Source organism: Pseudomonas sp. fls2-241-R2A-110, from assembly GCF_030209165.1.
Classification (GTDB): Bacteria; Pseudomonadota; Gammaproteobacteria; order Pseudomonadales; family Pseudomonadaceae; genus Aquipseudomonas.
In genome coordinates this window covers 1-25,456 of sequence record NZ_JARVSN010000036.1, presented here as the reverse complement: position 1 = coordinate 25,456, position 25,456 = coordinate 1, and the positions used below count along the sequence as shown (strand labels likewise).

33 protein-coding genes are annotated in these 25,456 nt (G+C 56.5%); 30 read left to right on the top strand and 3 right to left on the bottom strand.

Features of this window, described 5'->3' with window-relative positions:
* Window position 1: 1 nt before the first annotated feature.
* From QRN31_RS26570 to QRN31_RS26425, 30 genes are all read left to right on the top strand, one after another.
* Complete coding sequence (locus QRN31_RS26570) at window positions 2-232, top strand: hypothetical protein (RefSeq protein WP_285435590.1); 231 nt, start codon at window positions 2-4, stop codon at window positions 230-232.
* On the top strand, window positions 229-543 hold the full coding sequence (locus QRN31_RS26565) for a hypothetical protein (RefSeq protein WP_285435589.1): 315 nt from the start codon (window positions 229-231) through the stop codon (window positions 541-543). Before QRN31_RS26570 ends, QRN31_RS26565 begins: the two co-directional genes overlap by 4 nt.
* Before the next feature lie 3 nt (window positions 544-546).
* The gene (locus QRN31_RS26560; protein WP_285435587.1) at window positions 547-900 is read left to right on the top strand and encodes an antiterminator Q family protein; all 354 of its coding nucleotides are present in this window, start codon (window positions 547-549) and stop codon (window positions 898-900) included.
* Between the two features lie 109 nt (window positions 901-1,009).
* Window positions 1,010-1,693 (top strand): hypothetical protein, encoded by a 684-nt coding sequence (locus tag QRN31_RS26555; protein WP_285435585.1) that lies wholly within the window; start codon window positions 1,010-1,012, stop codon window positions 1,691-1,693.
* A 182-nt stretch (window positions 1,694-1,875) separates the two neighbouring features.
* Window positions 1,876-2,202, top strand: coding sequence for a phage holin, lambda family (locus tag QRN31_RS26550; RefSeq protein WP_285435583.1), 327 nt, complete (start codon window positions 1,876-1,878; stop codon window positions 2,200-2,202).
* Window positions 2,199-2,588, top strand: a complete 390-nt coding sequence (locus tag QRN31_RS26545) for a hypothetical protein (RefSeq protein ID WP_285435581.1) — start codon at window positions 2,199-2,201, stop codon at window positions 2,586-2,588. Before QRN31_RS26550 ends, QRN31_RS26545 begins: the two co-directional genes overlap by 4 nt.
* Window positions 2,488-2,736, top strand: a complete 249-nt coding sequence (gene lysC, locus QRN31_RS26540; protein WP_285435795.1) for an Rz1-like lysis system protein LysC — start codon at window positions 2,488-2,490, stop codon at window positions 2,734-2,736. The genes QRN31_RS26545 and lysC overlap by 101 nt, the downstream gene beginning before the upstream one ends.
* Before the next feature lie 71 nt (window positions 2,737-2,807).
* On the top strand, window positions 2,808-2,996 hold the full coding sequence (locus QRN31_RS26535; protein WP_285435579.1) for a hypothetical protein: 189 nt from the start codon (window positions 2,808-2,810) through the stop codon (window positions 2,994-2,996).
* On the top strand, window positions 2,987-3,394 hold the full coding sequence (locus QRN31_RS26530) for an HNH endonuclease (protein ID WP_285435577.1): 408 nt from the start codon (window positions 2,987-2,989) through the stop codon (window positions 3,392-3,394). Before QRN31_RS26535 ends, QRN31_RS26530 begins: the two co-directional genes overlap by 10 nt.
* A gap of 176 nt (window positions 3,395-3,570) precedes the next feature.
* Complete coding sequence (locus tag QRN31_RS26525; protein ID WP_285435575.1) at window positions 3,571-4,056, top strand: phage terminase small subunit P27 family; 486 nt, start codon at window positions 3,571-3,573, stop codon at window positions 4,054-4,056.
* On the top strand, window positions 4,056-5,783 hold the full coding sequence (locus QRN31_RS26520) for a terminase large subunit (RefSeq protein ID WP_285435573.1): 1,728 nt from the start codon (window positions 4,056-4,058) through the stop codon (window positions 5,781-5,783). The genes QRN31_RS26525 and QRN31_RS26520 overlap by 1 nt, the downstream gene beginning before the upstream one ends.
* Window positions 5,784-5,790: 7 nt before the next feature.
* Window positions 5,791-5,955, top strand: coding sequence for a hypothetical protein (locus QRN31_RS26515; protein WP_285435571.1), 165 nt, complete (start codon window positions 5,791-5,793; stop codon window positions 5,953-5,955).
* Window positions 5,948-7,285, top strand: a complete 1,338-nt coding sequence (locus QRN31_RS26510) for a phage portal protein (RefSeq protein ID WP_285435569.1) — start codon at window positions 5,948-5,950, stop codon at window positions 7,283-7,285. The genes QRN31_RS26515 and QRN31_RS26510 overlap by 8 nt, the downstream gene beginning before the upstream one ends.
* Window positions 7,282-7,983 (top strand): HK97 family phage prohead protease, encoded by a 702-nt coding sequence (locus QRN31_RS26505; RefSeq protein ID WP_285435567.1) that lies wholly within the window; start codon window positions 7,282-7,284, stop codon window positions 7,981-7,983. Before QRN31_RS26510 ends, QRN31_RS26505 begins: the two co-directional genes overlap by 4 nt.
* A gap of 9 nt (window positions 7,984-7,992) precedes the next feature.
* Window positions 7,993-9,252: a phage major capsid protein gene (locus QRN31_RS26500; protein WP_285435565.1), complete on the top strand. Its 1,260-nt coding sequence runs from the start codon at window positions 7,993-7,995 to the stop codon at window positions 9,250-9,252.
* Between the two features lie 49 nt (window positions 9,253-9,301).
* Window positions 9,302-9,547 (top strand): hypothetical protein, encoded by a 246-nt coding sequence (locus QRN31_RS26495; protein WP_285435563.1) that lies wholly within the window; start codon window positions 9,302-9,304, stop codon window positions 9,545-9,547.
* 2 nt (window positions 9,548-9,549) lie between these two features.
* Entirely contained in the window at window positions 9,550-10,026 is a 477-nt protein-coding gene (locus QRN31_RS26490) for a head-tail connector protein (protein WP_285435561.1), read from the top strand.
* Window positions 10,026-10,364 (top strand): phage head closure protein, encoded by a 339-nt coding sequence (locus QRN31_RS26485; RefSeq protein WP_285435559.1) that lies wholly within the window; start codon window positions 10,026-10,028, stop codon window positions 10,362-10,364. The genes QRN31_RS26490 and QRN31_RS26485 overlap by 1 nt, the downstream gene beginning before the upstream one ends.
* Window positions 10,357-10,890, top strand: coding sequence for an HK97-gp10 family putative phage morphogenesis protein (locus QRN31_RS26480; protein ID WP_285435557.1), 534 nt, complete (start codon window positions 10,357-10,359; stop codon window positions 10,888-10,890). The genes QRN31_RS26485 and QRN31_RS26480 overlap by 8 nt, the downstream gene beginning before the upstream one ends.
* Window positions 10,890-11,258: a DUF3168 domain-containing protein gene (locus QRN31_RS26475; protein ID WP_285435556.1), complete on the top strand. Its 369-nt coding sequence runs from the start codon at window positions 10,890-10,892 to the stop codon at window positions 11,256-11,258. The genes QRN31_RS26480 and QRN31_RS26475 overlap by 1 nt, the downstream gene beginning before the upstream one ends.
* Before the next feature lie 24 nt (window positions 11,259-11,282).
* Window positions 11,283-12,050 (top strand): phage tail tube protein, encoded by a 768-nt coding sequence (locus QRN31_RS26470; RefSeq protein ID WP_350310396.1) that lies wholly within the window; start codon window positions 11,283-11,285, stop codon window positions 12,048-12,050.
* Between the two features lie 9 nt (window positions 12,051-12,059).
* Window positions 12,060-12,485, top strand: a complete 426-nt coding sequence (locus QRN31_RS26465) for a phage tail assembly chaperone family protein, TAC (RefSeq protein ID WP_285435553.1) — start codon at window positions 12,060-12,062, stop codon at window positions 12,483-12,485.
* Window positions 12,482-12,694, top strand: coding sequence for a phage tail assembly protein T (locus QRN31_RS26460; protein ID WP_285435552.1), 213 nt, complete (start codon window positions 12,482-12,484; stop codon window positions 12,692-12,694). The genes QRN31_RS26465 and QRN31_RS26460 overlap by 4 nt, the downstream gene beginning before the upstream one ends.
* 339 nt (window positions 12,695-13,033) lie before the next feature.
* Window positions 13,034-15,598 (top strand): phage tail tape measure protein, encoded by a 2,565-nt coding sequence (locus QRN31_RS26455; RefSeq protein ID WP_285435550.1) that lies wholly within the window; start codon window positions 13,034-13,036, stop codon window positions 15,596-15,598.
* The gene (locus QRN31_RS26450; RefSeq protein WP_285435549.1) at window positions 15,595-16,047 is read left to right on the top strand and encodes a hypothetical protein; all 453 of its coding nucleotides are present in this window, start codon (window positions 15,595-15,597) and stop codon (window positions 16,045-16,047) included. The genes QRN31_RS26455 and QRN31_RS26450 overlap by 4 nt, the downstream gene beginning before the upstream one ends.
* Complete coding sequence (locus tag QRN31_RS26445; RefSeq protein WP_285435548.1) at window positions 16,044-16,526, top strand: DUF1833 family protein; 483 nt, start codon at window positions 16,044-16,046, stop codon at window positions 16,524-16,526. The genes QRN31_RS26450 and QRN31_RS26445 overlap by 4 nt, the downstream gene beginning before the upstream one ends.
* Window positions 16,526-16,906 (top strand): nitrite transporter, encoded by a 381-nt coding sequence (locus QRN31_RS26440; RefSeq protein WP_285435546.1) that lies wholly within the window; start codon window positions 16,526-16,528, stop codon window positions 16,904-16,906. The genes QRN31_RS26445 and QRN31_RS26440 overlap by 1 nt, the downstream gene beginning before the upstream one ends.
* 29 nt (window positions 16,907-16,935) lie before the next feature.
* Entirely contained in the window at window positions 16,936-19,923 is a 2,988-nt protein-coding gene (locus tag QRN31_RS26435) for a host specificity factor TipJ family phage tail protein (RefSeq protein WP_285435545.1), read from the top strand.
* A gap of 56 nt (window positions 19,924-19,979) precedes the next feature.
* A complete protein-coding gene (locus QRN31_RS26430) occupies window positions 19,980-22,244 on the top strand; it encodes an SGNH/GDSL hydrolase family protein (RefSeq protein ID WP_285435544.1) in 2,265 nt (754 codons plus the stop codon).
* A gap of 98 nt (window positions 22,245-22,342) precedes the next feature.
* Window positions 22,343-22,768 carry a cell wall hydrolase gene (locus QRN31_RS26425; RefSeq protein WP_285435543.1) on the top strand — a complete coding sequence of 142 codons (426 nt, stop codon included), beginning with the start codon at window positions 22,343-22,345 and terminating at the stop codon, window positions 22,766-22,768.
* A gap of 19 nt (window positions 22,769-22,787) precedes the next feature.
* Here QRN31_RS26425 and QRN31_RS26420 read toward each other — a convergent pair whose 3' ends face one another.
* The 3 genes from QRN31_RS26420 to QRN31_RS26405 form a co-directional block, all read right to left on the bottom strand.
* On the bottom strand, window positions 22,788-23,177 hold the full coding sequence (locus QRN31_RS26420) for a hypothetical protein (RefSeq protein ID WP_285435541.1): 390 nt from the start codon (window positions 23,175-23,177) through the stop codon (window positions 22,788-22,790).
* An 86-nt stretch (window positions 23,178-23,263) separates the two neighbouring features.
* Window positions 23,264-23,473, bottom strand: coding sequence for a hypothetical protein (locus QRN31_RS26415; RefSeq protein WP_285435539.1), 210 nt, complete (start codon window positions 23,471-23,473; stop codon window positions 23,264-23,266).
* A 910-nt stretch (window positions 23,474-24,383) separates the two neighbouring features.
* Entirely contained in the window at window positions 24,384-25,058 is a 675-nt protein-coding gene (locus QRN31_RS26405) for a polysaccharide lyase family 7 protein (protein ID WP_285435537.1), read from the bottom strand.
* Window positions 25,059-25,456 lie beyond the last annotated feature (398 nt).

Genomic DNA, 25,456 nt, shown 5'->3' with positions numbered 1-25,456 from the left:
AATGCATATTTCCGAGCATGGCGCCTTCGCCCTCTCCATGGCGACTGCCTTGAGCAAGGCCGAAAAGCCAGCTTTCGACCGGTCCAAAGTGTTCATGGTCTGCATGCTTAATTTCGACGAATTCCGCCGCTTGCACGTCGTGATGCTCGGTGGACGCAGCTTCGATATCGACAGCAATCAGGTTCCGTTCAGCCTCGATGCCGCCGCCGACTGGCTTGTAGGTGCCGCATGAAGAAGTCGCATGGCCCGGCATTCCGTCGCGACGCGAAGCCACTCATGGTGTGCGGGATCTGCCGCGGCGCCACGGTCATCAGCGGGGTGTTCCATCAGCTGGATTGCGTCCAGTGCAACGCTTCGGGCTGGGTCTGCGCGACTACCGGTGAGGCGATGCCACTGCCCGACCTGGTGCAGCAGCTCAGTTTGAAGCTGCGCAACATGACCACCGAGCTGGCAAGGGCAAAGCAGGGGCAGGGCGGTGCCCACGAACAATACGAACAGAACAACCGCCGCGGTGCCGGCGGATCGAACTTCACAGGGGATTGATCAATGGCCAGAACCAAGAGTTTCACAGAGCGTACTTCAGAAGACCTGCTGGAGCATTGGGGGCGATGGGTCGTTCTGGGATCGGGAGTGTCCTGCTGCGCCTCCCGCGAGAACACCCTACACACACCAATGATCACTGATGACGATGCGCTGATGATTGACGGGCTGATGGGGCGCCTGCTTCTGCGTTACACCGAATGTGGCAACGTCTTGATGAAGTACTACACCTCTCGCGACAAGGCGCTGGTCGATGTCGGCAAGAAGCTAGGCTTCGGCGAAGAGAAGACGCGGCAGCTCTGGAAAGCGGGTATTGCCTGGATCGACGGGGCTTTAGATATTCGTCGTCAGGCTGCTTGACAGGACCGGGGCCGGACTATAGATTTCAGTTACTTTGCGGTTTTTCCGCGAGCAAAGCCCGACCCTAGAGTTGGGCTTTTTGCTTTGTGCATTCAGCAAGGAAGTATTCATGACGGTAAGCTCGATCTGGAAAAAGGAAAAATCCAAGCGAAGCCGTTTCGCGCTAGAAAGAGGACGGTGCGATCGGAATTGGGTTTTCCATAAGGAAAGAGCGGTTGCCGTGTTCCAGGGGTTCTCCGAAATCGCTGATCGGTTTTCGGTGCTCGATAAAGAAAGTGGCGCCAAGCTTTGCGATAAAGATGCTCCGATCTATCGAGGATATGATTACGTTGTTCTCAGTGAGGATGATCGACTCACGGATAGGCGGACTATTTTCAACAATGGCACCTCTATCCATATTGAGCATGGCCGGGAGGCGGGAGGTGTGCTGACGGTCCATTACACATTTGGACAGGCGCTGATACAGGTTTTCCTCAGGCCCCCAATATCAAATCAGTCGATCATCGAAAAGGCCGACATACTTCTTTGGGTCGGTAGAAATACAGATGCTCTAACTTCAGAGTTTTATGAGCAACTGATTACGAAATACCTAATTTTCTGTCGTGTTGAAAGCAATTATGAGAGCAGCACTTTTGTAGAGCGATTCAGGGTCCGGTGGTGGCGTTTTATGGATGTCCGCAATCGGTGGCAACTTTTCGATACTCATGTGAATCTTCTCAATCGCTGGGAGGTTCCGGTTGCTGCGGCAATAATGGCTCTAGCTGGTTTTATTCTCGCCTTAGCTAAGCTCTGACAGCTTTTTTTTTTCATGATTAAGCCCGGCCCAAGCGTCGGGCTTTTTGCTTTCTATCATTCCATTTGGGCCTTGGCATTTGCCGGGGCTTTTTCGTTTACGGCTCCACCACACCCATTGCTCCGAGCTGGGAGTGCTGCTGGAGCTGTACCTATTTTGCTCCCCGAGAGGGAGGACACCGGATGACGCTCATGCCCGAAAAGAACCCGGACACGTGGGCCGCTATCTGGGTGGCCCTGAGCAATCCACTTTGGCAGGGCGCAATTATGGCGATCCTCATCTCCTTTCTGCGTGTCCTGTATGACGCTAAAGAAACCAGCAAGCGCCGGATATTCTTCGAGGCGTTGATCTGCGGTGGATTGAGCTTGTCAGCCAGTAGCGTCATTGAGTGGATGGCCTGGCCATCGAGCCTGTCTGTGGCCGCCGGCGGGACCATTGGCTTCCTCGGCGTCACGGCCATTCGCGAGATGGTGACCCGCTTCTTAGGCCGCAAGGTGGATTCGCTATGAAGGCCTTCGCCGCTGCAGCAATCATCGCGCTCGTTGCCTGCCTGTTGCTGATCATCCAGCACAACCAGGTCATTGCCCTTGAAGGTCAGGTGACAATCGAGGCCAAGGGTAAGCAAGACGCGGTCGACGCCAACAAAGAAAGCCAGGCGACGATTACCACACTTCGCGCCGAGGCCCAGCGCAACGCCGACTACACCGCCGACCTGGCGAAGCGAATCAATGCCAGCGAGCAGAAAGCCAAGAAGGCGAGGAAAGACTTCGATGATCTCAAACGAAACAGCAAGCCTGTTCGCGATTGGGCTGCTCAGCCTTTGCCTGACGGCCTGCGCGGGAAGCCCGCCGCCGCTGGTAACAAAGACAACAGCAGTAAGAGTCGAGCCCCCTGAGCTGATCCCGTGTGAGCGCATTGATGCCGAAGAGGCTGACCTACGCGACAACGGCGACGTGTGGGACCTCAAGGATCAGGCCGTCAAGCTGCTCGATACCTGCGCCGATCAGGTGGACGCCCAGATCAAGCGCAGTCAGAGCAAATAGGAGGCCGGTGATGTCCTGCAGCGGATGCGCCGCCCGGCGCGAATGGATCAAGAAGTGGAAGGACATTGCATATGAGCGAGCCGCTCAGCTACTTGGAAAGCCTGCTGACCCAGGTGTTGACCGAGCAGAAGCAGCAGACAGCGATCCTCAACAGGATGGCCGAGCAGCAGCTGCTCTTGATTCAGGCGCTGGCAGACGAGAGTGAAGAAGACCCCGATGCTTTGCCATCGACCTACATGGATGGCAGCCCATGCCGCTGAGGCCACAGAAGCCGTGCAACGCCCAGGGCTGCAACGTACTCACCCGCAACCCTCGCTACTGTGAGGCCCATGCGGATGTGGGCAAGCAGTTCGAGGTTAAACAGCGAGAGAAGCAGCGCGATACCAGCAGCCAGCGTGGGTACAGCTACAAGTGGCAGCAGGCCCGCAAGTCCTACCTGGCCAAGCACCCGCTGTGTGCTGAGTGCGAGCGTCAGGGCTTGGTGGTGGTTGCCACTGATCTCGACCACATCATCCCGCACAAAGGTGACAAGGATGCGTTCTGGGTCCGATCCAACTGGCAAGGCCTGTGTCGACCATGCCACAGCCGCAAGACAGCGGCCGAAGACGGCGGATGGGGCAACGCGGTGCAGCAAAGCGCGGATCATCCGGGCAAATGATCGAAATGAGAACGAATCGCCCGCATTTTCACCAAAAATGGTCGAAAAAGACCGAAATGAGAGGAATTCGCGTTCATGGAGTGGGGGAGGGTCGAAAGTCCAGGGTTTTTGGCTTCTAGACCGCGCCCTCAATCGTTTTCTTACACCCGCGAAATTAAAAATTCAGGAGTTGCGCGATGGGAGGCACCGCCACGGTCGCCGGCCGTGGTCGCAAACCCAAGCCAACGGCCAAGAAAGCATTGGCTGGAAACCCTGGCAAGCGTGCGCTGAACACCGCCGAGCCCCAGTTTTCCAAGTTCACCCAGATAGACCCGCCCGAGTGGTTCAGCCCTCGGGCCGCCACCATGTGGAACATGATTGTTCCGGAGCTGCTGCGCGAGAACGTCGTCGCGATCACCGACCTACATAACGTCGAAGCTTTCTGCAGCGCCTACGACAACTGGCGCATGGCGCAGGAATCAATCCAGGTGCACGGAATTGTCGTTACCGGTGCTACTGGCGGCCCGATGAAGAACCCGGCGCTGACGGCCGCCAACGAAACAATGCGGCAAATGGTTACATTCGGGTCGATGCTCGGCCTTGATCCAGCCAGTCGCAGCCGCCTCATAGGCGGCAACAAGGAGAAAGAAACCAACGAATTCGCCAACCTGTTGAGATCCTGATGACCAAATCCGCCCATCCCAATGTCGACAAGGCAATGGCGTGGGGTCGGTCCTTGCTCCGCGGGAAGGTCCCGGCATGCCGCTATATCCACCAAGCGGTGCAGCGTCACTTCGACGATCTGGCTGCGAGCCGCAAGCGCGGGTTCCGTTTCAAGTTTGACCCGATCAAGGCCGAGAAGAAGCTCAAGCTGATTCAACTGCTGCCCCATACAAAGGGCGAGTGGGCATTCAAACGTCAGCTGATCAGCCTCGAGCCTTGGCAATTGTTTGGCCTGGCCGTCACGTTTGGCTGGGTCAAAAAGAAAGGCGGTCACCGGCGGTTCCGTGAAAGCTACTGGGAAGTGCCACGAAAGAACGGCAAATCTGTTGTCGCGGGCGGCGTAGGCATCAGCATGTTCGTGGCCGACGGCGAGTTCGGTGCCGAAGTGTATGCCGGGGCAACCACTGAGAAACAGGCATGGGAGGTTTTCCGGCCTGCCAAGCTCATGGTCAGCAAGTCTCCGATGCTGATTCAGGCTGCGGGCATAGAGGTCAACGCTTCGAACATGAACATCCCGTCCGACTTCAGCCGCTTTGAGCCGCTGATTGGTAACCCTGGGGATGGTGCATCGCCAAGCTGCGCAATCGTCGACGAGTATCACGAACATCCCACTTCAGCCCAGTACGACACCATGCTCACCGGTATGGGCGCTCGACGGCAGCCGCTGATGTTCATCATCACCACTGCCGGCGCCGATATCGAAGGTCCTTGCTACGACAAGCGCCGTCAGGTCGTGGAGATGCTGGCTGGCACCGTTCCAGATGAAGAGTTGTTCGGCTGGATCTGGACATTGGACGAAGGCGATGACTGGACTGATCCGAAGATGCTGGCCAAGGCCAACCCGAACCACGGGGTTTCGGTGTTTCAGGAGTATCTGGAGAGCCAGCAAGCCAGGGCGATTCGCTCGGCTCGGTTCGCGAACACCTTCAAAACGAAGCACCTCAACCTTTGGGTGAGTGCGAAGTCCGGCTTCTTCAACATGGAAGACTGGAAATCCTGCGAGGACACCACGCTTACGCTCGAGCAGTTCGAGGGGCAGGAGTGGATTGCCGGCTTCGACTTGGCTCGCAAGCTGGACATGAACTCAAGGTCGCGCCTGTTTTGGCGTGTGATTGATGGGAAGACGCACTATTACAGCGTGGCCCCGAAGTTCTGGGTGCCCTACGACACCGCGTACGACAGTGACAACAAGCGCATGTCTGAACGCTTCCAGGCCTGGATTAATTCCAAGCATCTGGAGATCACCGATGGCGCCGAAATCGATTATCGCGAAATCTTCGAAGACACCAAGGAAGCCAATCATCAGGCGCCGGTCCGCGAGTGCCCGATTGACCCACACGGCGCAACCGGCCTCAGTCACGATCTCGATGACGAAGGCTTCAGCCCGATCACCATCACGCAGAACTACACCAACATGTCCGATCCCATGAAGGAGCTCGAGGCGGCTATCACCGCCGGCCGTTTCCATCACGACGGGCACCCGATCATGACCTGGTGTATCGCCAACGTGATCGGTAAAAACATGCCAGGCAACGACGATGTCGTGCGGCCCATCAAGCAGGGTGACGACAACAAGATCGACGGTGCTGTCGCCCTGATCATGGCTATCGGCAGGGCGCTAATTCTGGTCAACGACAACAGCGGTAACATCAGCGACTTCTTTTCGAAACCAATTATTGTTGGATAACTCTCCCATGGATACAGGCCTGATCCTCTTCATCGTGGTGACCGTGGCAGCGCTGTGCCTGTTTGTCGCCGGCGTGTTTGTCCTGGCCGGTCTCGGATGGTCCCTGATCGCTGGCGGCGCGTCTTTTTTGACCGCCGCTGGATTCATTCGCAAGGGGCTGACCGGTGAATAAACCTCTCAAGTCAGTGTTGCGGCAGGCGCTGTTCAAATCGGCAGAGCCGGGGTTGGTCAAATCGTCGTTGGCTGGCTGGGTTGGTCGCCGGATCGGCCTCGGTGATGCGGCCTTCTGGAATGGCTTCTACGGCACAGATTCCGCTTCGGGAAAAACTGTGAGCCAGCAGACAGCGCTTCAGCTGTCGACGGTATGGGCCTGCGTGCGACTGATTGCTGAGACTTTGGCCACGCTCCCGATCGCTCTCTACGAAGACAAGAACGGTGTGCCAGAAGTGGCCACCTCTCACCCTGTACACCGAGTGATCAGCCAGCAACCGAACGCAGACCAAACCCCTGTCGAGTTCTGGGAGTGCGTGGTAGCCAGCCTCCTGCTCAGCGGAAATAGTTTCAATGAGCCTCATTTGGTCGGCCGCGATCTTTCTTCGCTGGAGTTCATTCTTCCGCAGTCGGTATCGCCGCCTCGGCGCACATCCAGCGGCGCGATTGAATACCGATTCATCGACAGCGAGGGGAAACCTCATACGCTGCTCGACGAGCAGATGATGCATACGCGGGGGTTCGGGACTGATCCCATGTGCGGGTTGAGCCCACTTGCCATGGGCCGCAATGTATTCGGCGCTGCGATGGCGGCCGATGAGTCGGCCAGCAAAATGTTCGCCAATGGGATGAAACTCGGTGGTGTTCTATCCACCGACCAGATCCTCAACAAGGCCCAGCGGGAGGACATCCGCGAGGATATGGCCGCCAAGTTCGCTGGTGCGGTGAATACCGGTAAGACGATGGTGCTGGAAGCCGGAATGAAATATCAGCAGGTGTCCATGACACCTGAAGATGCCCAAATGCTGCAAACCCGAGCCTTCAACGTTGAAGAGATCTGCCGGTGGTTTCGTGTTCCGCCTTGGATGGTCGGTCACACGTCGAACAGCACCAGCTGGGGCACGGGCATGGAGCAGCAGATGCTCGGGTTTCTGAGCTTCACGCTGCTGCCTTGGATGAAGCGCATCGAGCAGAGTATCAATCGGCGACTGTTGCGTCCCGACGAGCGCCGCCGGTTCTACGCCAAGTTCAACCCGGAAGGCTTGCTACGTGCCGATAGCGCTGCTCGCGCAGCCTTTTACAGCTCGATGACCCAGAACGGTATCTACACCCGCGACGAGTGCCGGATCAAAGAGAACCTTGCACCCAAAGGCGGCAACGCCGCACAGCTCACAGTTCAGTCAAACATGCTGCCGATCGACAAGCTCGGCGGCGATGCCGGCGATGCCCAGCAGGCGCGTTCAGCGTTGATTGATTGGCTCAACGACAAGCCAAAAGGTAATTCTGAATGAACCGAAAAGACCAATCGGTGGCGGTGAAGTACCGCTCATTCGACTACGACGTGAAGGCTGTCAGCGATGACGGCCTTTTTTCTGGGTACGGTTCCGTATTCGGCGTGATCGACAGCTACAACGAAGTGGTTGCCCCAGGCGCGTTTCTCGAGTCCATCGCCGATCTGAAGGCAAAGGCTCGGTCGCTGCCAGTTCTGTGGCAGCACCGAACCGCCGAGCCCATCGGCTCTTGGTCGATGGACACCTTGAAAGAGGACGCCAAAGGCCTGTTCGGGGATGGCGAACTCTGGCTGGCTGACGCGCCGTATGCGCGCATCGCCATGCGAGGCATGAAGTCTCGATCCATCACCGGGCTGTCGATCGGTTACTACGTGCGTGAATCCAGCTTCGACGAGAAGACCCGGATCCGGACCCTGACAAAACTCGACCTGGTCGAAATCTCCATCGTGACAGTGCCGGCCAACGACGAGGCCCGAACCGACACGATCAAGTCGAAGCTGGCCCACGGTGGCCTGCCTTCACTTCCCGAATTTGAGCTGCTCCTGCGCGAGGCAGGCTTCTCGAAAACACAGTCCGCGGTGATTGCCAATCGCGGACTGCAGCATCTGCTCCGGAGCGAGTCCGCGGGCGACCTGGCAGCAATTGAAGTGTTCGAGGCGCTTAAGTCGCGCCCAGCACTGTCCCTCCCTTCGTTTTGAGGATTCACCATGCATAACGCCATGAGCAACCAGGCTCGCGCCGAAGACCGTCAGATGCACCGCAAGGAGCATGCCGACGACAAGATCCAGCTGAAAGCGGTAAACGATCTTCTCGATCAGCGCGACCAGGAGATCAAACTGTTCGCTGAAAAAGCGAACAAGGAAATCAAGGAGCACGGCACCATCCTGACTGAGACCAAAACCATTCTGGATGGTCTGGTGAAGGACGGTCTGGCCCTTCAGGATCGCTTCCAAGACATCGAGCAGAAGCTCGCTCGTCGCTTCGCCGCGAACGATCCGAGCGAGCAAAAGTCCGTCGGCGAACAGCTGTCCGAATCGGATGACTACCAGGCACTGACCACGAAGGGGCGCGGCATTGCGCGCCTGAACCTGAAAGCTGTCACCAATATCACCAGTGCCACCACTGGAACTGGCGGCGTCGGTGTAGGCATTCAGCCGACTCGCGTTGCCGGGATCATCACGGATCCTGAGCGTCAGTTCACCATTCGCGACCTGATCATGCCTGGTCGTACCGGTTCCAACGCGGTCGAGTTCGTGCAAGAGACCGGCTTCCAGAACATGGCAGCACCTCAGGCAGGCGAGGGCGCGCTGAAGGCCCAGTCCGATCTGTCGTTTGGCATGGTCACCACCACTGTCAAAACCATCGCTCACTGGTTCAAAGCCTCGAAACAGGTCCTGTCGGACATCCCGTTGCTGCAGAGCTACATCAACGGCCGCGCCATCTACGGCCTGAAGTACAAAGAAGAAGAGCAGATCCTCGCTGGTGACGGCACCGGCCAGAACCTGTTGGGCCTGATCCCGCAAGCCACCACTTTCAACGAAGCGCTGCGCAAGGCCGGCGACACCAAGATCGACACCCTGCGCCGCGCGATCCTGCAAGTGCGGGTCGCTGAATACCGCGCTTCGGCCATCGCGCTAAACCCAGTCGACTGGGCCGATATCGAGCTGACCAAGGACAGCACCGGCTCCTACATCTGGGTCAACGTCCAAGAAGGCGGCGTTCAGCGTCTCTGGAAGTTGCCAGTGGTGGACAGCAACGCGGTACCTGAAGGCGAGTTCCTGGTGGGCGCAATGAACATCGCCGCCCAGGTGTTCGACCGCGAAGACGCCGCTGTCGAGGTTTCGACTGAAGACGGCGATAACTTCCGCACCAACATGGTCACCATCCGTGCCGAAGAGCGCCTGGCGCTGGCGGTGTACCGTCCGGAATCCTTCGTGCACGGCGAGTTCGAAGACCCAACGCCTTAATTCCTCAATCATCCAAGGAGCGCGCCCGGGTGACCGGGCGTGTGTGCTAATGCCAGATATCGAAGTAACAACCAAAAAGGGCTTTCTTAACGGACATGAGTACGTGAAGAAGGGCCGTGACATTACCGTCGATGAGTTCCGCGCCAAGGAGCTTCACCGGAACGGTTTGATTGAGGATTACGACGTGAAGCAGGCGGCCGAACCCGTAAACAAACAGGCCAAGGAAGCGGATAACAAAGCTGCTCCAGAGGCCAGCCAAAAGCCGAAACCCGAGCTGAAAAACAAGGCTAAATAATCATGAGCGTGATCAACATCGAATTGGCGATGAAGCACCTTTTGGCTGAGCCGGAGGATCAGGATCTCGTCCAGTCGCAACTGGATGGGGCCGAAGACGCGGCGATGGCCTATCTCCAGCGCTCGTTCTTTGTTGATCAGGCTTCCCTTGATGCTGCTCGCTTGCAAGTGCCCGCATCACGAAGCACAGCCCGTCTCAGATATGACGCTGACATAGTCGCTGCCGCGTTGATAGATGATCACCTCTTACGGTGCGAGTCGATGGCGGACGCGAATTTCGCTTTCAAAGAATCACTTGATGCGGCGACCCGGGTTGTTCGTGGAATCGTGCTCAACGCCAGTATCCAATCGGCCTGCCTCTTGAAATTAGGCCATCTATTTGCCAACCGTGAAGAGGTTGTCACCGGCACGATCGCGACTGAGTTGCCTCTGGCGTCAAAAGCTCTATTGGCGCCGTATCGCGTCGGGATGGGTGTCTGATGCGGGCCGGGAAATTGCGGCAGCGCATTACGTTCCAGTTACCAGGGCTGGTTCAGGATCCGGCAACAGGCGAGATGCTCCAGGGCTGGATTTCGGTCTGGGAGAAAATACCAGCCTCGGTTGAGCCGCTGAGCGCTCGCGATTTAATCGCAGCGCAGGCGGGGCAGTCCGAGGCGTCAGGGCGCATGGTGATCCGCTACCGTGCCGGCGTGTTGCCGACGATGCGCATCCTTCACCGGGGCGACGTCTACAACATCAAAGGGCCGCCGCTTCCCGATTCTTACTCAGGCCTTGAGTACCTCACCATACTGGTGTCGAAGGGGTTGAACGATGGCTGAAAGTGTGGAGTTCAAGCTGCAAGGAATTGACTCACTTGTGTCGAAGATTGAAGCGATCAGCTACGACTTGAAGCGGAAAGGTGGACGGGCGGCACTGAGGAAAGCTGCTGCCTTGATTTCTGAGAAGGTCAAGGAAAGCGCTCGCCGAATCAATGATCCCGAGACGTCCGAAGACATATCAAAGAACATAACCGTCCGCTGGAACGGCAAGCTGTTCAAAAGCAGTGGTGATTTAGGCTTCCGAGTTGGGGTGCTTGGCGGCGCCAAACAGTACAACAACATGCACACCCGTAAAGGTGGCAGGCGTGGAACCTACGCAGTAGGGGGAAGCCAAGACAACCCCGGCGGGGACACTTTCTATTGGCGCTTCGTTGAGTTCGGAACCGCCCGTGTCGCGGCTCGCCCGTTCATGCGGCCGGCATTAGCGCAGAGCATTTCTGAGGCCACCGACACTTTCATAACCGAATACGAGAAAGCCATTGATCGTGCCATCAAGAGCGCGGCAAAGGCTTCCGGGAGTAGCTAATGCCAGCAGCACCTATATTTGCTGTGTGCGCTGCCGACGCCGGCGTCCGGGCCCTGCTCGGAGACACACCTCACCGTCTCTACCCCTTCGGTGAGGCTCCAGAAGGCGTGATCAAACCATATGCCGTATGGCAGTTGATCACCGGCAGCCCGGAGAACTATCTGGCCGGGCGCCCTGACTTGGACGGTTTCACGCTGCAGGTTGACGTGTACGCCGTAAGCGGAACCTCTGCCAGGTCGGTAACTGATGCGATTGCCCATGCCATTGAATTGAAGGCCAACGTCGTCCGCTGGGGTGGAGAGAGCCAGGACGCAGAAACAAACCTTTATCGGTCGAGCTTCGACATCGACTGGCTTGTACCCAGATAGCCAAACCCCAAACCCAAGCCCGCCATGCGCGGGTTTTTTTATGCCCGACATTTGGAGAACGCCATGTCGATTCTTTCCCAAGGAACCCAGATTTACGCACTCGTGCCGACAGTTGCGAACCCTTTGATTTTCGAGATTCTCGAGATCGAGTGCGCAACGGCTTTCAGTCCGGGCGGCAATCCCGCTGATCAGATTGAAACCACGTGCCTCAGTCAAAAGGTGCGGACTTACATGCGTGGACTCCGCACTCCCGGCCAGGCTTCGCTGACGCTCAACGCGGATCCGCGCAATGCATCCCACGTGCGCCTGCATCAACTGTCCGAAGACGACAGCATCGAAAGCATTCGCTGGGCAGTGGGCTGGTCTGATGGCATGGACATCGATCCGACTGTTGGCACTGCTGGCGCCTTGTCTGCAATCAGCCTGACCAATGCAGGTACCGGCTACACGACCGCTCCAACTGTCGCTATCACTGGCGGCGGCGGTACTGGCGCGACCGCTACAGCGATCGTCAGTGGCGGCGCAGTGACCGGCTTCAATATCACCAACCCAGGTGCCGGCTACACGTCGCCCCCGACCATTGCTCTGACTGGAGGTGCAGGCACTGGCGCGACAGCGGCGGCCGTCCTTGGCGACAGCGACGATTTCGTTCTACCGAGCACCCGCACCTGGTTCATCTTCGACGGCTACGTCTCCGACTTCCCGTTCGACTTCGCCGCAAACGCTGTGGTCACCACTGCCGCCACCATCCAACGGTCCGGTGGCTCGGCGTGGATCCGTAAAACTGCCTAAGGGTTTGAAATGAAACTGACTCTCGAAAGTTTGAAATCGGTTGGTGCCTTTACGGGCCGGCCGGTGGAGAAGGAAATCACCTGGACCCAAGGCGTCGACGAAATCAAGGCTACGGTGTTTATTCGTCCGTTGGGATATCAGGCTGCGATCAGCGACGTGAATTCGTTGAATGGCAAGCAGGACAGTCTCGCTGGGCGTCTGGCCGCAAGCGTGTGTGATGAGAACGGTGTCCCGGTGTTTACCGTGGACGACATCACCGGCGCCGCCGACCCGGAGCGCGGTGCGCTGGATGGCCGGTTGACCGTCGCGTTGCTCGCTGCAATGTATGAGGTGAACAACGCGGGAAAGATGAAGAGCTCACCGCCCTCGACGAGCTCGAACACGAACTCGCCCTCTCGCTCGGCTGCACGATCGCGGAAGCCCGCGAAAGGGTGAGCACGCTCGAGTTTCATCGGTGGGCCAAATACCGCAAGGAGCGCGGCTCGCTGAATATGGGGCTGCGCATTGAGCGAAGTTTGGCTGTTCTTTCGGCGATGTACGCCAACAAGATCAGCAAGGACGGTGGGTTCAAGCTGACGGATTTCATTCCTCATGAAGGAAACCGAGCGCTGAGCCTAGCCGAGGCAATTAAAGCGTGGGCTTAAATACCAATAGTTCGTACTTTAGCGGTTTGGCTTCCGGCATTTAAATCGAACAGGGCCAAGTGTTAGAGTTCCTTTTTTATGGAGGGAACTATGAAGCCTACAGTTACGGAACAAACTGGCAAGAAGCATAAGGGGAGAATGCTGGTAGGCGGCCTCGTAGCCTGCATCGGCGTTGTAATGATGGTTGGATCAGATAACCCCATGTGGGGGGCTTTAACCATGGCTGACGGCATTGTCTTCTACCTAGCTGCGAGATTTACAGCTTGGTGGGATCACGGCTGATATAAGTGCACAAATCGAGCCCGCTAACGCGGGTTTTTTTTCGTCCGGAGAAAACATATGGCCAGCAGATCACTGGGAACACTGACGCTGGACCTAGTCGCCAAAATCGGTGCTTTCACGGGGCCGCTCGACAAAGCCAGTCAAGAGACGAAGAAGCGCAACGCAGAGATCGCCAAGTCTTTTGACAGTTTGGCGAAGGGCGTCGGTGTCGCGATAGGCAGCATCCCTGCCGTCCTGACGGCGCTGGTTGTTCACTCGGCGAACGTCGCGAAAGAGATATCTAACCAGGCCGCGCTTGCTGGTCTCGGGACCACTGAATTCCAAAAATATGCCGCCGCTGCGAAAACCGTAGGAGTTGAGCAGGACAAACTGTCGGACATCTTCAAAGACACCAACGACAAGATGGGAGACTTTGCGAACACTGGCGGGGGGGCACTAAAAGACTTTTTTGAAAACATCGCCCCTAAGGTTGGACTCACTGCCGAAAGCTTCAAAAAGCTGAACAGCAAAGACGCGTTGGCGCTGTATGTCACCAGCCTTGAGAAGGCAAACGTAAATCAGCAGGAAATGACCTTCTACATGGAGGCCATCGCAAACGACTCAACCGCGCTGGTACCACTGCTGCGCAACGGCGGTAAAGCATTTGATGCACTTGGTCAGGCCGCATTGGACGCCGGCATCGTCATGGACGAGACGACGATCGCTGCTGCCAAACAGTTCGGTATCGAGCTTCAAGGGTTGGGGCAGTACATCACCTCAGCACAAACGATGCTGGCTGCTGAATTCCTTCCTGTGCTGGCCCAGTTTTCAAAGGACGTCAACCAGTCAGCAAAAGATGCTGGTGGGTTGAGTGGTGTTGTTGGCAACCTGGGCGAAAAGCTGGTCACAACAGCGGCTTTCGTTGTGAACGCTGGAGATGGCATCGTCCGCGTTTTCGACATTGTGGCCAATACGCTGGTGGGTATGTTCGCCACCGCTGTTGGACACACGAACAACTTGGCGGCCCAGGCCAACAGCGCGCTGGGCATGATCTCTTTTGGCGATACGTCAAAAGAGTTCAAAGCCACCGCCGCCGAGCTTGCGAATGACGCGCAAATCCAGTTCGGTATTGCAGCTCAGGCCGCAGCGGGAATAAAGCAAAGCCTTGAAGAGCCGCTTGCTGGTGACAAATTCAAGGAATACGTAGCTAACGCCAAAAAAGCCGCTGCGGAAATCGCATCGACCACTCTCAGTGTGACGCCAGGCAAAGGCAGCGGTGTGGATCCCAAGGCCGTTGAGCGCGCGAAGAAAGCCGCACAGGACGCCGCGACCGCAGCCAAAAAGATAAGCGACACATTCAAAAGTTCTGAGACTGACCTCGAGCGCCAGATTGCACTGATCAACACCAGTACAGACGCGCAGAAAAAAGCGACTGAGATCGACAAAATTCGTTTTGAGATTTCATCGGGCAAACTGGTCGGGATCAACGCGATCCAGCAAAAGCGACTTGAAGGTCTGGCTGCCGAGCTGGATGCCTTACAAAAAATAAAGCTGGCCAACGAAGATACAGCGAAGCTGACAACCTTCGGCGACACGCTCAAGGACAGTAATCAAACGGTAAAGCAGAGTTTCGAGTTAGAGCTTGCCGGCGCCGGATCTGGCGACAAGTTGAAGGAGCGGCTGCAGGCTGATCTCGCGATTCAACAGGATTACAACAAGCAGGCCGCTGACTTGCAGAAGCAGCTCAACGGTGGAGACATCACCAAAGAGTTGTACGACAAAGAAACCGAGATGCTCGGGGAAGCGCTTGCTGAGCGGATGATTCTTCAGGAGGACTATTACAACCAGCAGGACGAAGCACAGAACAACTGGCTTGATGGTGTCAGCGCTGCCTGGGAGAACTACCGCGACACGGCAATTGATTACCAGCAGCAAACGGCTGACGCTACATCCAGCGTCCTTGAGGGGACCAGCCGCGCGATTTCGGACAACCTGCAAGCGATGGTCCTAGAGAATCAAAGCTTCGGCGATTCCGTTGCGAATGTTGCCGCATCGATGGCGAAGTCAATTGTCGGCGCCTTGACGGAAATGGCCGCGCAGTGGCTGGTCTATCAGGCTGTTCAACTGATCGTGGGCAAAACCACACAGTCCGGCGCTGCGACGGCACTGGCTGCCAACGCGACGGCCATGTCTCTCCAAGCAGGGCTGGCCGCATTCGCGTCGACCGCCGCTATTCCAATCGTTGGACCGCTTGCAGCACCTGCCGCGATGGCCACTGCTTTGGCTATCACCGGGCCACTCGCTGGCGCTGTCGGCACTGCGGCGCTTGCCGGTATGGCTCACGATGGTATCGAGTCGGTGCCGGAGACTGGCACCTGGTTACTGAAGAAAGGTGAGCGAGTCACCACTGCCGAAACCAGTGCAAAGCTGGACTCAACCCTGGATCGCGTGAGTGCAGGCAGTAATTCCTCAGGTCCACCTGTTTTCAATCTCATCGAAGATGCCAGCAAGGCCGGTCAAAGTCGTTCTCGCCAAGTGGATGGGAGATGGGTGATTGATCAGTTCGTGTCTGATATCCGAGGCGACGGCAAGGGCGCAAAAGCCATCCAGCAAATGTTTGGCATGGGGAGAGCTGCTAGATGATTCAGTTTCCGAAGGGTTTGCCCTGCGCTCTCCGAGATGGATATGGATTCAAGCCGACGAGTCCGGTGGCCAGTACGCAGATGCAAACCGGGCGGACGAGATACCGTCGCAAGTACTCATCAGTTCCAACCGAAAGCCTTGTTACCTGGCTGTTTAACGATGCGCAGGCGCAGCTTTTTGAATCGTGGTTTGAAGAGGTTCTGATATCTGGCAGTCAGTGGTTTGAGTGTGAATTGAAAACCCCACAGGGCTTCCAGTCGTACAAAGCCCACTTCCTTGATATCTACGAAGGTCCGACGCTTGAGGGCGTTAGTTTGTGGCGTTACCAGGCGACTCTGCAGTTATGGGAACGACCTATCCTCACCGGTGGCTGGGCGGTCTACGCCCCGGAATACATCCTCGGCATGAGTATCCTCGATTTGGCTATCAACAAGGACTGGCCACAATGACCAGCTTCGTACTGAACCGGCTCTATTCCAGTGGTGGGCCGGAAATTCTGCATGGAACCCTGGAGGTTACCGATGGTGTAGCGCACCACTTCCTAACCAATGGATATGACGATCTGGAGGCTGGGCTTGAGACTGGTGGCCTCGCTACTTTCCAAGCTTGCGGCATATCCATCGCGCTGCCCAAGCGTGGTAGCGACGGAAAGCAGGACCTGAAGTTTGCGCTGTGCAATATCGACGGCAGTGTCTCCGGGTTCCTGCGTGCTGCGCTGAAGTCTGTACGGGAGATCAACCTGGTGTACAGGGAGTACATCAGTACCGACATGGCCTACCCGTCGAAGATCCTTCGTTACAAAGTGAAAAATGGTTCTATCACGGCCACAGAGGCGCAGATTGTCGCAGGTTATTTCAACCTGCTGGAAACGCTCTGGCTCCGCTTCAACTACACCGGCGAATTCGCCCCTGGCATGCGGTACCAATAATGATTGACCACGACAAATACCTCGCGGGCCGGTACCTAGAGGGCGGGAGAGTGTGGCCGAACGTTGACTGCTACGGCCTGGTACTGGAAGTACGTCGCGACCTTGGGTTGCCTGATTGGCCTGAGTGGGCCGACATTCGTGCCGGAGACGGATCGATGGTGGAGATTGCGGGCGAGTGGTTTCCCACATTGACACCCTGCGATCCAGAGGAGGGGGCGTTGATTGCCCTCTATCAGGGTAGCGCGATGCGCCATGTCGGCGTGGTGGTCAGGTGCGGCGCTTCACTTGAGGCGATGGAGATCACCGAAAAGCAAAACACAATCAGCCTGCCACTGCACAGGCTCAAACGCCGCTATGTGCGGGTGGAGTATTACAAGTGATCGAAATATACCCATCCCGGATTGGTGCCATGGAAGGTGATGCTGTGCCGCTGGAAGCTCACGACGTGATCGAGCCGATGCTGTTGTCAGCTTGGCTTTCCGAAAATGTCCGTGGTTTTAACTTAGATAGAGCCCATCCGATCTGCATCGAGGTTGCGGGCTCCGTGGTGCTTCCTGAGCAATGGCACCAAACGATCATCACACCAGATATCGAGGTCAGAATTTTCCCCGAAGCGCGCGCCGGTGCGGCAGTAGTAGCGGCCTGGGCGGCTGTCGCGCTGGCGGCAATTTCAATTGTCATGGTGCTGACCATGCCTAAAGCAGCGAAGGCCAGCAAGCAACAGCAGGGCGATGATTTGGATGCTGCCACGGCCACTGGCAATCATGCAAAGCTGAACTCTCCGATACGTGAGCTTTTGGGCATGGCCAAGGTCTACCCAGACTTATTGGTTCCTCCTGTATCGCGCTTTGTGAACAAGCGCATCATGAGATCCAGCTTGTGCTTGTCGGTTAGCAGGGGGCACCTGTCGATCCCTCCCAGCTCTATCAAAATTGGTGACACGCCTGTTGCTGCATTCGGGTCGGATGTGAACTATTCGATTTATGAGCCCGGTGAGTCGTTGGGAGCCGATATCAGAACGCAAAACTGGTACCCAGTCACCGAGGTTGGCGGCACCAATGCCGGCACAGCGGGGCTTGATCTTTCCAGCACAGCGCCAGCAGATGCGGCTGTCATCGCCGACTCTTTGCTTTTGAGCGGGAGCTCTATTTCGCTGTTGGGCAACGCTCCGAAATTTCCAGAGGTGTGGGCGTCTGGAACCGTAGTCAGGCTGGTGACGCCCGATACATACACGGTTACCAGCGCGGCGGGGTACAGCAAGATATCCGGGCAATTCGTCGATCTGTACCCATTTGTGGGGATGAAAGTCACGCTTAAAAGTGATGATGAGCTTGACCTTACAATCGCCAGCTACTCGCCATATGTTCCGCCTGTCGCGGGCGTGGGTGGTACTCCGTCAGCGGTCTTGGCCAGTGCAGCGCCAAGTACCTATGACTTCACGGGCTCTGCTGTTGTGTGGACAATCACCTTCAATGGTATTGCGCGAACGGTTTCCCTCAGCACCAACTACACGAACATGAGTGGTTTGATCGCATCGATCACTGCGCAACTGACGGGCTCAGGTCTTGTGGCTCAGGACAACTCGGGTCGGGTCAGGCTGGTTGAACCGTTGAGCCCATACAAGGGCGGCCCTATTACCCAGTCCAGCGCACCCGTGCAGATTTTCGGGTCGGGGCCGACGTACACCGTGGGCACTGCGTCTTCGGGTGGCACCGCTGAACAGGCCGCATTCGTCACCCTCAAATTCGACAACGGAACGCCGTTTACTGGAGTGCCGCAGGGGCAACAAAGGATCGCAATTGGCTATCGCGGGCTCCGATTCAAGATTGCGTCGATCAGCGGCTTGACCGCAACACTTCAGCGTCTTACGGACGCCGGTCTTGTTGATACTGCTTGGGGTGGTTTTACCGAACGGACGCTTCTCGACTTCATGTTGACCGGTAGCGGCGGCACCATTAATTGGATCGGTTCATTTATGGGCTGCCCGGAAAATGAGTTGGCCACAGAATCGGAGTACGACATATTTTTTAGTCAGGGGCTTTGCTACTACAACAAGACCGGGAAAATTCGGACGCTCACAAGGTCAGTCGAAGTGCAGTGGCGAGATGCTGCACTTGCAGGGGCCTGGAACTCAATCACCAACACCTACACCGACACGACCGCAGACCAGATCGGATTCACCCATAAGGTGGTGTTTCCTTACCCGTTGCGGCCAGAGTTTCGGATGCGTCGGGTTGAGATTGTCGAGGGCGGGCAGGTGCGTGATGCCATTCAGTGGTATGGACTCAGGTCCAGGCTTCCGGCTCCATCTTCGTATGCCGGAATCACCGTAATCGCCTTTGACATGCGCGGCGGAGATCGTCTCAGCGCCCAATCGGAGCGCCAGATTAGCTGCGTGCCAACGCGGATTTATGACAATGCCCCGGCCCGATCGATAAAAGGTGCAGCCCTGCACGTGTGCCAAGTGCTTGGCATCGATGAATCACTTATTGATATGGACGCAATCACGGCGACTGACCGGGATTACTGGAGTCCACGGGGCGAGCTGTATGACATGTCGCATGAAAAGGCCATTCCTGTCCGCGAAGCGCTTCAGGGGATCTTCACGGCCGGCATGTCTCATCTGTCGAGCGGTGGCGGTCTTCTCAGTGTGAAGCGTGAAGGCATACAGCCTGCGCGCGGTGTGATCACACCACACGAAATGACCAGCGAATTGACCGCCAGCTTCACAGCGCCAAGCCCGGATGACTTCGACGGAGTCGACGTGGAGTACATCGACCAGTACACGAACCGCAAGGAAACAGTTCCGTGCAGGCTGGATGGAAGTCTGGAATTGAAGGTGGACAAAATTCAGCTCGACGGGGTGTCTGACCGAACCAGGGCCTGGCGCATTGGTATGCGTCAATTGCGCAAGTATCAGTTCTCTCGCTGGGGCTACAGCGTGGACACAGAGATGGACGCTCTCGTGTTCGATGACATCGACCGCATCACACTGGCCGATGACATCCCGAACACCACGAGCAGCGCTTTGATCACGGAGGTTGAATCGGTTGGCGACCAGTACCTGCTCACGCTGAGCGAGGAGATGGATTGGTCTATGGCTGCACCACGTGCGGTGATCCGCCGGCACGACGGAACGGTAACCAGTCTGTTCGAACCGATGGCGGCGGGGTTCCACCAGGTGCTTGTGCCATCCACCGCAATCGACTTCGACATAGTCACTGACCTCAGTATTGAGCCTGCACGCTTCCTGTTTGGGCCAAGCGAACAAGTCGGGTACCCCGCAATGATCACCGAAATAACCCCGAATCAGGATGGAACCTGCGCGGTTACTGCTGCCGAATACTCGCCAGTGTTCTATGCAGATGATGACAACGAGCCGCCGATCGCGGCTTAGCAAAAACCTTTCCGGGCCCACCATTGAGTGGGCTTTTTTTTGCCTCGGGGAAAACCATGGCCTATAACACCGGGAATCCTGTTGAACCAAACGGCTCGACTGACCCACGCGACCTTCGTGACAATGCCCAAATCCTCGACAAGCTCGTAAACAGTTCCAATCTTACTTGGCTCGGAAGGCTAGGTAAGGCAATCAAGACGTGGGCGGGCATGACGGCAGAGCATGATGCCGCGCAGGTGCAGCGACGCACTGAGTTCGCCGCCGATCAAGTTGAGCGAGAGGTTGAGTTCGCCGCCGATCAAGCTGAGCGAGAAGTTGAGTTTCAACAATTTCTTATCAGTAGCGGGTATGAAACCGCCGTCGATTACGTCGCAGGGATCAGCATTACCCGGCCGACGCAGGTCGTTCGCTATGCGGGCGAGCTCTACCGTGGCAAGGATGCAAGTCTTCCTTTCACCACCACGACCTGGGCGGCGGATGCGCCAAAGCTGCTGGCCATCGGTGACGCGGCCCTTCGCCAAGAACTAGCAAGCACCGTTGGCACGACGAAGATCGGGCGAGGAGGTCAAACCCTTGAGCAATCGCTTAATCTGCTGACAAAGCAGCAGGGCGACTATGTTGCCATGTCCATGTTTGACGACATCGGGAACATTGACTACCTGTTGGCCGGCATTGCGGCGGGGTCTGTGACCATCGCTGTTACTGGCGACTCTATCCTTGAGGGTAACTCGCAGCTTTTCTATGAAGACTCATCGATTGGCATTTTGCGCCGATCTCTGATCAATCAGAATCCTGGGCTGACGATCAACATCGTCAATTACAGCATTGCCGGCGTGGCTATGGGCGGCCTTGCAGACCCGAACTATAAAGGCGGACCTCCCGGCGTAGATCCAAACGTCGGTTTCTACAGGGCGCCGGGCGGCTTCGCTGACAATTCTTGGCCGGTAGGCTCCACTGTCGGCCTGTCGTGGATTGACCACGCCCGCAACGCAGCGCCTCACTTACTCATCATCGGCCTTGGCGCAAACGATACTTTTGGCGATAGTTATGTGTTCGCGAGCCAAATGCAGGCAGTAATCGACTACACGAAATTCTGGACGAACCCGCCATCCATCGCCATCGTGCCGACTGCGCTGCCATCAAAAAAGCACCCAGTCGGTGCTCCTTTGCAACTTCCGCTGCAACGCAACGCGGACACAGCACGCGGCAAGGCGCGCGAAAACAATTGCACGTTGCTGGACGTAAACCGTCGCCTTTGGCTCATGCGTGAAGGGATCGATATCTGCAATAAAAAGTACAGTGGTGAAAGCGGGTGGGGCAACTACCCGGCCAATTGGGGCTTAGGGTCGTCGTCTTACGTTTTTACCACTCCAGGTTCGGTGCTGTCGGGCTTCGGAAAAATCACCCGAAACGTGACGTCCGAGGATATCCACGTCGGTGCGACGTTCGTTTGCTCGAACTACGCGACCGCTGTACCTGGCATATTTTATCGCTCTGAGGGATCAAACTTTTGTTACACACTTTCGATTGTTGCGGGAAACAGCCTACGCCTCGACTATAACGGCACAAACATTCTGACTCGCGCACTTGGCTTTACAGTGGCAAATGGTACTGCGGTTCGCCTTGAGGTTCGTTGCGAAGGCGCCAAGCATATGCTGTATGTAAACAGCATCTACCAAACGGCGGTGTGGAACTATCTTGGCCTTTCGGCTGGCAGTCACGGCATTAACATTACGGGCTCAACGGGAACGGACTCTGCTGTTTTCGACCTGCAAGCGCGCTTCGGTAATCGCTATGTCGTCGGCACCCCGCAAATGACGGATGACGACATTTATGGCGTCGACGACTGGCTAACCAACCCCAATTCAGACGGCGGCAACGCCATCAACCACCACTCCAAAAAGGGCGGAATTCTTATTTGGGGCGTGGCGTTCTCGGCTCTACTTCACGTATTTAAGCGAGCCACGGATAACACAAAAGTAAAAACAGTACGGATCAAGGGCATCAACACTACGACAGCCTTTGACGCAGCCGCCGGGCAGTTTGTGGCGGTTCGGATTGATGGTGTGCCGGGCAACGCTTCGTGCGTGGTCGTAGTAGCCGCGAATAGTTCAGCGATCGCTAACGCTGAGGCTTGCCAGAAGGTCGTTGGCGGGAAAACCGTAGTGGTTGACGTGGTCCTTACGGTTACCGGGGTCATCTTGCCCGTAAATCTTGTGCTGCCGCCGGGAAATTGGTCGGTGCGCGCGACCTGCACCTTGGCGCGCAACTCATCGGGATATCAAAACAACCTCAGTGTCGAAGCAATAAGCACCTACTAAAACAAGCACGCCAATTTGCCTGCCCATGGAAGGGCAGGTGTGACCAACACAAACAAAAGCCCGCCGAGCGCGGGTATTTTTTTGCCTGGAGAAAAGTTATGTCCGTAACCGATAAAGACCGCGACATCCTTGCGCACACGCTGTGGGGCGAGGCGCGCGGTGAAAGCCTGGCAGGGCAGATCGCCGTGGCCTGGACGATTCGCAACCGCGTGAACGACGGCAAGGACAGATCGTGGTGGGGGGAGGGCTATGCCGGTGTCTGCCAGGCGCCCTATCAGTTCAGCTGCTGGAACAAGAACGATCCGAACTACGCCTACTTGAGTGGCGCGAGGGCGATCCCGTTTCGCGAGCTCGCCCAAGCACGGATTGCCGCTGACCAGGTCGTCGGCGACAAGGTTCCAGATCCCACCGGCGGCGCCACGCACTACTACGCCATCGCCATGAAGAAGGCCCCGGGCTGGGCGGCGAAAGCAAAAGAAACGTTGAGGCTTGGTGGTCACGTTTTCTTCAAGGATGTGCCGTAACTCCGAAAGAGAGCGGGGCTCAAGTGTCGGAGGTGTCTCGCTGAAGGGGGAAGGGGCTCTCGAACGGCTTCTCGCCAGTTAGTTCGCGAATCCTGAGGGTCAGTTCGCTGATGTGCCTGCTGTTGGCCATCAGCTCCCAATTGCTTTTCGTCTCGATATCGGTGGCTCTGCGGTTTGAATCTGCGAGGTCAGCCTTGGCCTTGGCCAGTTCGGCACGCAGCGCACCGCATTCCTTGGTGATATCCGCATGCATTTGCACCAAGCCGAAGATATCCTCTCGGGCTTTGCGCAGTTGCAGGTTCAGTTCCTGCACCTCGTTCTCGGTAATGCGCAGGAAGGAGCGACAGGTCTCAAGCTCAGTTGGGCAGCCAAGCCAGTCGCTTGTGTCTTCGATTTCGAGGGGGGGCACGGTAACGCCTTATTAATACTGTTTGTATATACAGTAATCGAGGCGATGCGGTTGGGCGAGGGGGAAGCGACGAACTGTTACCCCTGTCACTCCGGCGTCATGAGCACCGCGAGTGTCATCTTGATGAATTCCTCGTTACGGTCGATTGTCTCCAGGGCGCTGCGCACGTTATCGGCAACCTCGGCGGATCCTCGCTGCTCGACCCAAATTGTCAGCTCCATGATGGCAGCCTCGAGGGCGAGTTGGTTCTCGTTGATTTTGAAGAGCAGGGAAGGGAGCAGGTCTGAATTGGGCATTGTGATTTCCTCCGTGAAAGAGGAGAGGGTAGCAGGAAAAATTGTAAGGGGTTTACGGACTGGCAGAACGCCAAGGAAGGGGAACTACTGTAGGAATATACAACGCTAAGTTATTGATTCTTATAGGGGTATGTCGTGGTTTTTAACCCCTCAAAAAATACCTATTTATTGTTATGGATCAACAGCTTGCAATGGTTTCGGGGTCACCTTGACATGGTGGGGGTCGTTGGTTCGAGTCCAATCGCGCCTACCAAACAAAATCCGCTCTGCTGGGCGGTCTAGAAGGGCTCACCGAAAGGTGGGCCCTTTTTTGTTGTCTGTGATTTGCAAAACTCCCACTCAGAACGCCAATTCGGCGCCCGCCTCCAGACAGCGCAAGCGCATGACTCTGCGTTGGATCTGCTTTTTGTTTCGCGTCCCTCACCACTGAATCATTGACCAGACTCACGGTCATATCGCCGACCTTCGCATTTAGGACGTTCAAATGAAGCGTGCAGTAATAATGTTCCTGGCCATCTCTGGCTCTCTTCTATTAAGCGGCTGCGGTCCTCACTGGGATGACGGAGAAAGGTACGGTCGTGATCGGGGCTATGATCATGGTCGTGGATACGACCGTGGGTATGACGGAGACGAGGACGATGATCGAGGGCGTGGGCGCAGATATGAGCGTCGCGAAAATGATCAGGGGTATGACCGCAATCACCGGCGCGATCGTGACGATAGAGACGACTAGTCAGCGCTGATTTCTCTTTCGGGGTTCCCTTCGGTCAGCTTCCCGCTATGCCTCGCTACAAAAGTTAATCTGTGAAATTCCCAGGTCCGCCATTGGCGACGGCCTGGGTTTGCTGCGGCCCTGATTCCGAGTCAGGCGCCTGGTGTTGGTTAATCGCAATCGCCCGCAATGGCGATGTCAGGCGTGAGTGATGGACAGGTCACTGATGACGCAGATCGAGCCATCTTCCGGATCGGTGCTTTCGGAGTAATCAATCTGGTTGTACACACCGCCGTGGAAGGCGAGTGTTTTCGTGTCCCAGGTGTTATCGAGATGCAAGATTGCAGAAGTGGATTTGACGCCGTTACAGCTCGCCGAAACTGAAACGGCGCCGCTCGAATTGGCGTGAATGCTGATATTGAAAAGTGCGCCGAGTGGCACGTTCTCCAACACTGTCGAGTTGACCGGATCGTCCTGCAAGTAGCTTGAACGGAACCCCATGACGATTTTGCCTTTGTTCCAGAACACCTTGACGGGTGGTCGTTCTGAATCCTTCACGTGAATCTGGGCGATCACAACCTTCTGCAGCGAGTTGACCTTGGTCACTCGCATCTCCTGACGGTTCCAGTGGTCCGTTGCGCTGGAGAACAGCCAGTAACCGGGTTCCTTCCATTCGCACCGGGTGCGCTTCGTGCTCTTGCTGGATGCGCCGAGTGTTGGCGCGGTCATCTGCAGCGAGCCATCGGGCAGCATCGAGACGATGTCCGGGCATTCGATCAGTGCGCGCCAGCCGATGATCTCAAGCGCTATCGGATTGGTATCGGAGATCGGGAGCGGGGTTGCAATGGTGAAGTTGGTGATGTCTACAGTCATGGTTTGTGCCTCATTCCGTTGATATTGCCTTGCTCAGTTGAGCCTCTCGTTTGATGCAGGCCTACATCCCACTGCTCACTCGTTGAATGGGCAGAAGTGATGCTTTCCAGTGAGCTGCTTCTTGCGTGGGCCAGAGTTGCGTTGGCTTGAGGTAAAGTTACCATTTATAGATAATGCGTCAATGCATAATGGTAAATTAAAAGGTAAATAAACGGCTGTTGTTGGTAAACAGCTGATCCCGTTGGTTTTTCTCAAGACGAAAAAAAGCCCGCAGTAGGCGGGCTTCGTTGGTCAGGTTGTCTCGTCCTGAATAAGGTTTACACCTTCTGGCTTCTGATCAGGAGGGTGCAATGGATACGGGCGCAAAACGCAGTCAGCGCGATTACACGCTGACTTTT

What these genes read in the sequence shown, in the direction of transcription:
- QRN31_RS26570 (WP_285435590.1), top strand. Translation starts at nt 2, where the DNA reads ATGCATATTTCCGAGCATGGCGCCTTCGCCCTCTCCATGGCGACTGCC.
- QRN31_RS26565 (WP_285435589.1), top strand. Translation starts at nt 229, where the DNA reads ATGAAGAAGTCGCATGGCCCGGCATTCCGTCGCGACGCGAAGCCACTC.
- QRN31_RS26560 (WP_285435587.1), top strand. Translation starts at nt 547, where the DNA reads ATGGCCAGAACCAAGAGTTTCACAGAGCGTACTTCAGAAGACCTGCTG.
- QRN31_RS26555 (WP_285435585.1), top strand. Translation starts at nt 1,010, where the DNA reads ATGACGGTAAGCTCGATCTGGAAAAAGGAAAAATCCAAGCGAAGCCGT.
- QRN31_RS26550 (WP_285435583.1), top strand. Translation starts at nt 1,876, where the DNA reads ATGACGCTCATGCCCGAAAAGAACCCGGACACGTGGGCCGCTATCTGG.
- QRN31_RS26545 (WP_285435581.1), top strand. Translation starts at nt 2,199, where the DNA reads ATGAAGGCCTTCGCCGCTGCAGCAATCATCGCGCTCGTTGCCTGCCTG.
- QRN31_RS26535 (WP_285435579.1), top strand. Translation starts at nt 2,808, where the DNA reads ATGAGCGAGCCGCTCAGCTACTTGGAAAGCCTGCTGACCCAGGTGTTG.
- QRN31_RS26530 (WP_285435577.1), top strand. Translation starts at nt 2,987, where the DNA reads ATGCCGCTGAGGCCACAGAAGCCGTGCAACGCCCAGGGCTGCAACGTA.
- QRN31_RS26525 (WP_285435575.1), top strand. Translation starts at nt 3,571, where the DNA reads ATGGGAGGCACCGCCACGGTCGCCGGCCGTGGTCGCAAACCCAAGCCA.
- QRN31_RS26520 (WP_285435573.1), top strand. Translation starts at nt 4,056, where the DNA reads ATGACCAAATCCGCCCATCCCAATGTCGACAAGGCAATGGCGTGGGGT.
- QRN31_RS26515 (WP_285435571.1), top strand. Translation starts at nt 5,791, where the DNA reads ATGGATACAGGCCTGATCCTCTTCATCGTGGTGACCGTGGCAGCGCTG.
- QRN31_RS26505 (WP_285435567.1), top strand. Translation starts at nt 7,282, where the DNA reads ATGAACCGAAAAGACCAATCGGTGGCGGTGAAGTACCGCTCATTCGAC.
- QRN31_RS26500 (WP_285435565.1), top strand. Translation starts at nt 7,993, where the DNA reads ATGCATAACGCCATGAGCAACCAGGCTCGCGCCGAAGACCGTCAGATG.
- QRN31_RS26495 (WP_285435563.1), top strand. Translation starts at nt 9,302, where the DNA reads ATGCCAGATATCGAAGTAACAACCAAAAAGGGCTTTCTTAACGGACAT.
- QRN31_RS26490 (WP_285435561.1), top strand. Translation starts at nt 9,550, where the DNA reads ATGAGCGTGATCAACATCGAATTGGCGATGAAGCACCTTTTGGCTGAG.
- QRN31_RS26485 (WP_285435559.1), top strand. Translation starts at nt 10,026, where the DNA reads ATGCGGGCCGGGAAATTGCGGCAGCGCATTACGTTCCAGTTACCAGGG.
- QRN31_RS26480 (WP_285435557.1), top strand. Translation starts at nt 10,357, where the DNA reads ATGGCTGAAAGTGTGGAGTTCAAGCTGCAAGGAATTGACTCACTTGTG.
- QRN31_RS26475 (WP_285435556.1), top strand. Translation starts at nt 10,890, where the DNA reads ATGCCAGCAGCACCTATATTTGCTGTGTGCGCTGCCGACGCCGGCGTC.
- QRN31_RS26470 (WP_350310396.1), top strand. Translation starts at nt 11,283, where the DNA reads ATGCGCGGGTTTTTTTATGCCCGACATTTGGAGAACGCCATGTCGATT.
- QRN31_RS26465 (WP_285435553.1), top strand. Translation starts at nt 12,060, where the DNA reads ATGAAACTGACTCTCGAAAGTTTGAAATCGGTTGGTGCCTTTACGGGC.
- QRN31_RS26455 (WP_285435550.1), top strand. Translation starts at nt 13,034, where the DNA reads ATGGCCAGCAGATCACTGGGAACACTGACGCTGGACCTAGTCGCCAAA.
- QRN31_RS26450 (WP_285435549.1), top strand. Translation starts at nt 15,595, where the DNA reads ATGATTCAGTTTCCGAAGGGTTTGCCCTGCGCTCTCCGAGATGGATAT.
- QRN31_RS26445 (WP_285435548.1), top strand. Translation starts at nt 16,044, where the DNA reads ATGACCAGCTTCGTACTGAACCGGCTCTATTCCAGTGGTGGGCCGGAA.
- QRN31_RS26440 (WP_285435546.1), top strand. Translation starts at nt 16,526, where the DNA reads ATGATTGACCACGACAAATACCTCGCGGGCCGGTACCTAGAGGGCGGG.
- QRN31_RS26435 (WP_285435545.1), top strand. Translation starts at nt 16,936, where the DNA reads ATGGAAGGTGATGCTGTGCCGCTGGAAGCTCACGACGTGATCGAGCCG.
- QRN31_RS26430 (WP_285435544.1), top strand. Translation starts at nt 19,980, where the DNA reads ATGGCCTATAACACCGGGAATCCTGTTGAACCAAACGGCTCGACTGAC.
- QRN31_RS26425 (WP_285435543.1), top strand. Translation starts at nt 22,343, where the DNA reads ATGTCCGTAACCGATAAAGACCGCGACATCCTTGCGCACACGCTGTGG.
- QRN31_RS26415 (WP_285435539.1), bottom strand. Translation starts at nt 23,473, where the DNA reads ATGCCCAATTCAGACCTGCTCCCTTCCCTGCTCTTCAAAATCAACGAG.
- QRN31_RS26405 (WP_285435537.1), bottom strand. Translation starts at nt 25,058, where the DNA reads ATGACTGTAGACATCACCAACTTCACCATTGCAACCCCGCTCCCGATC.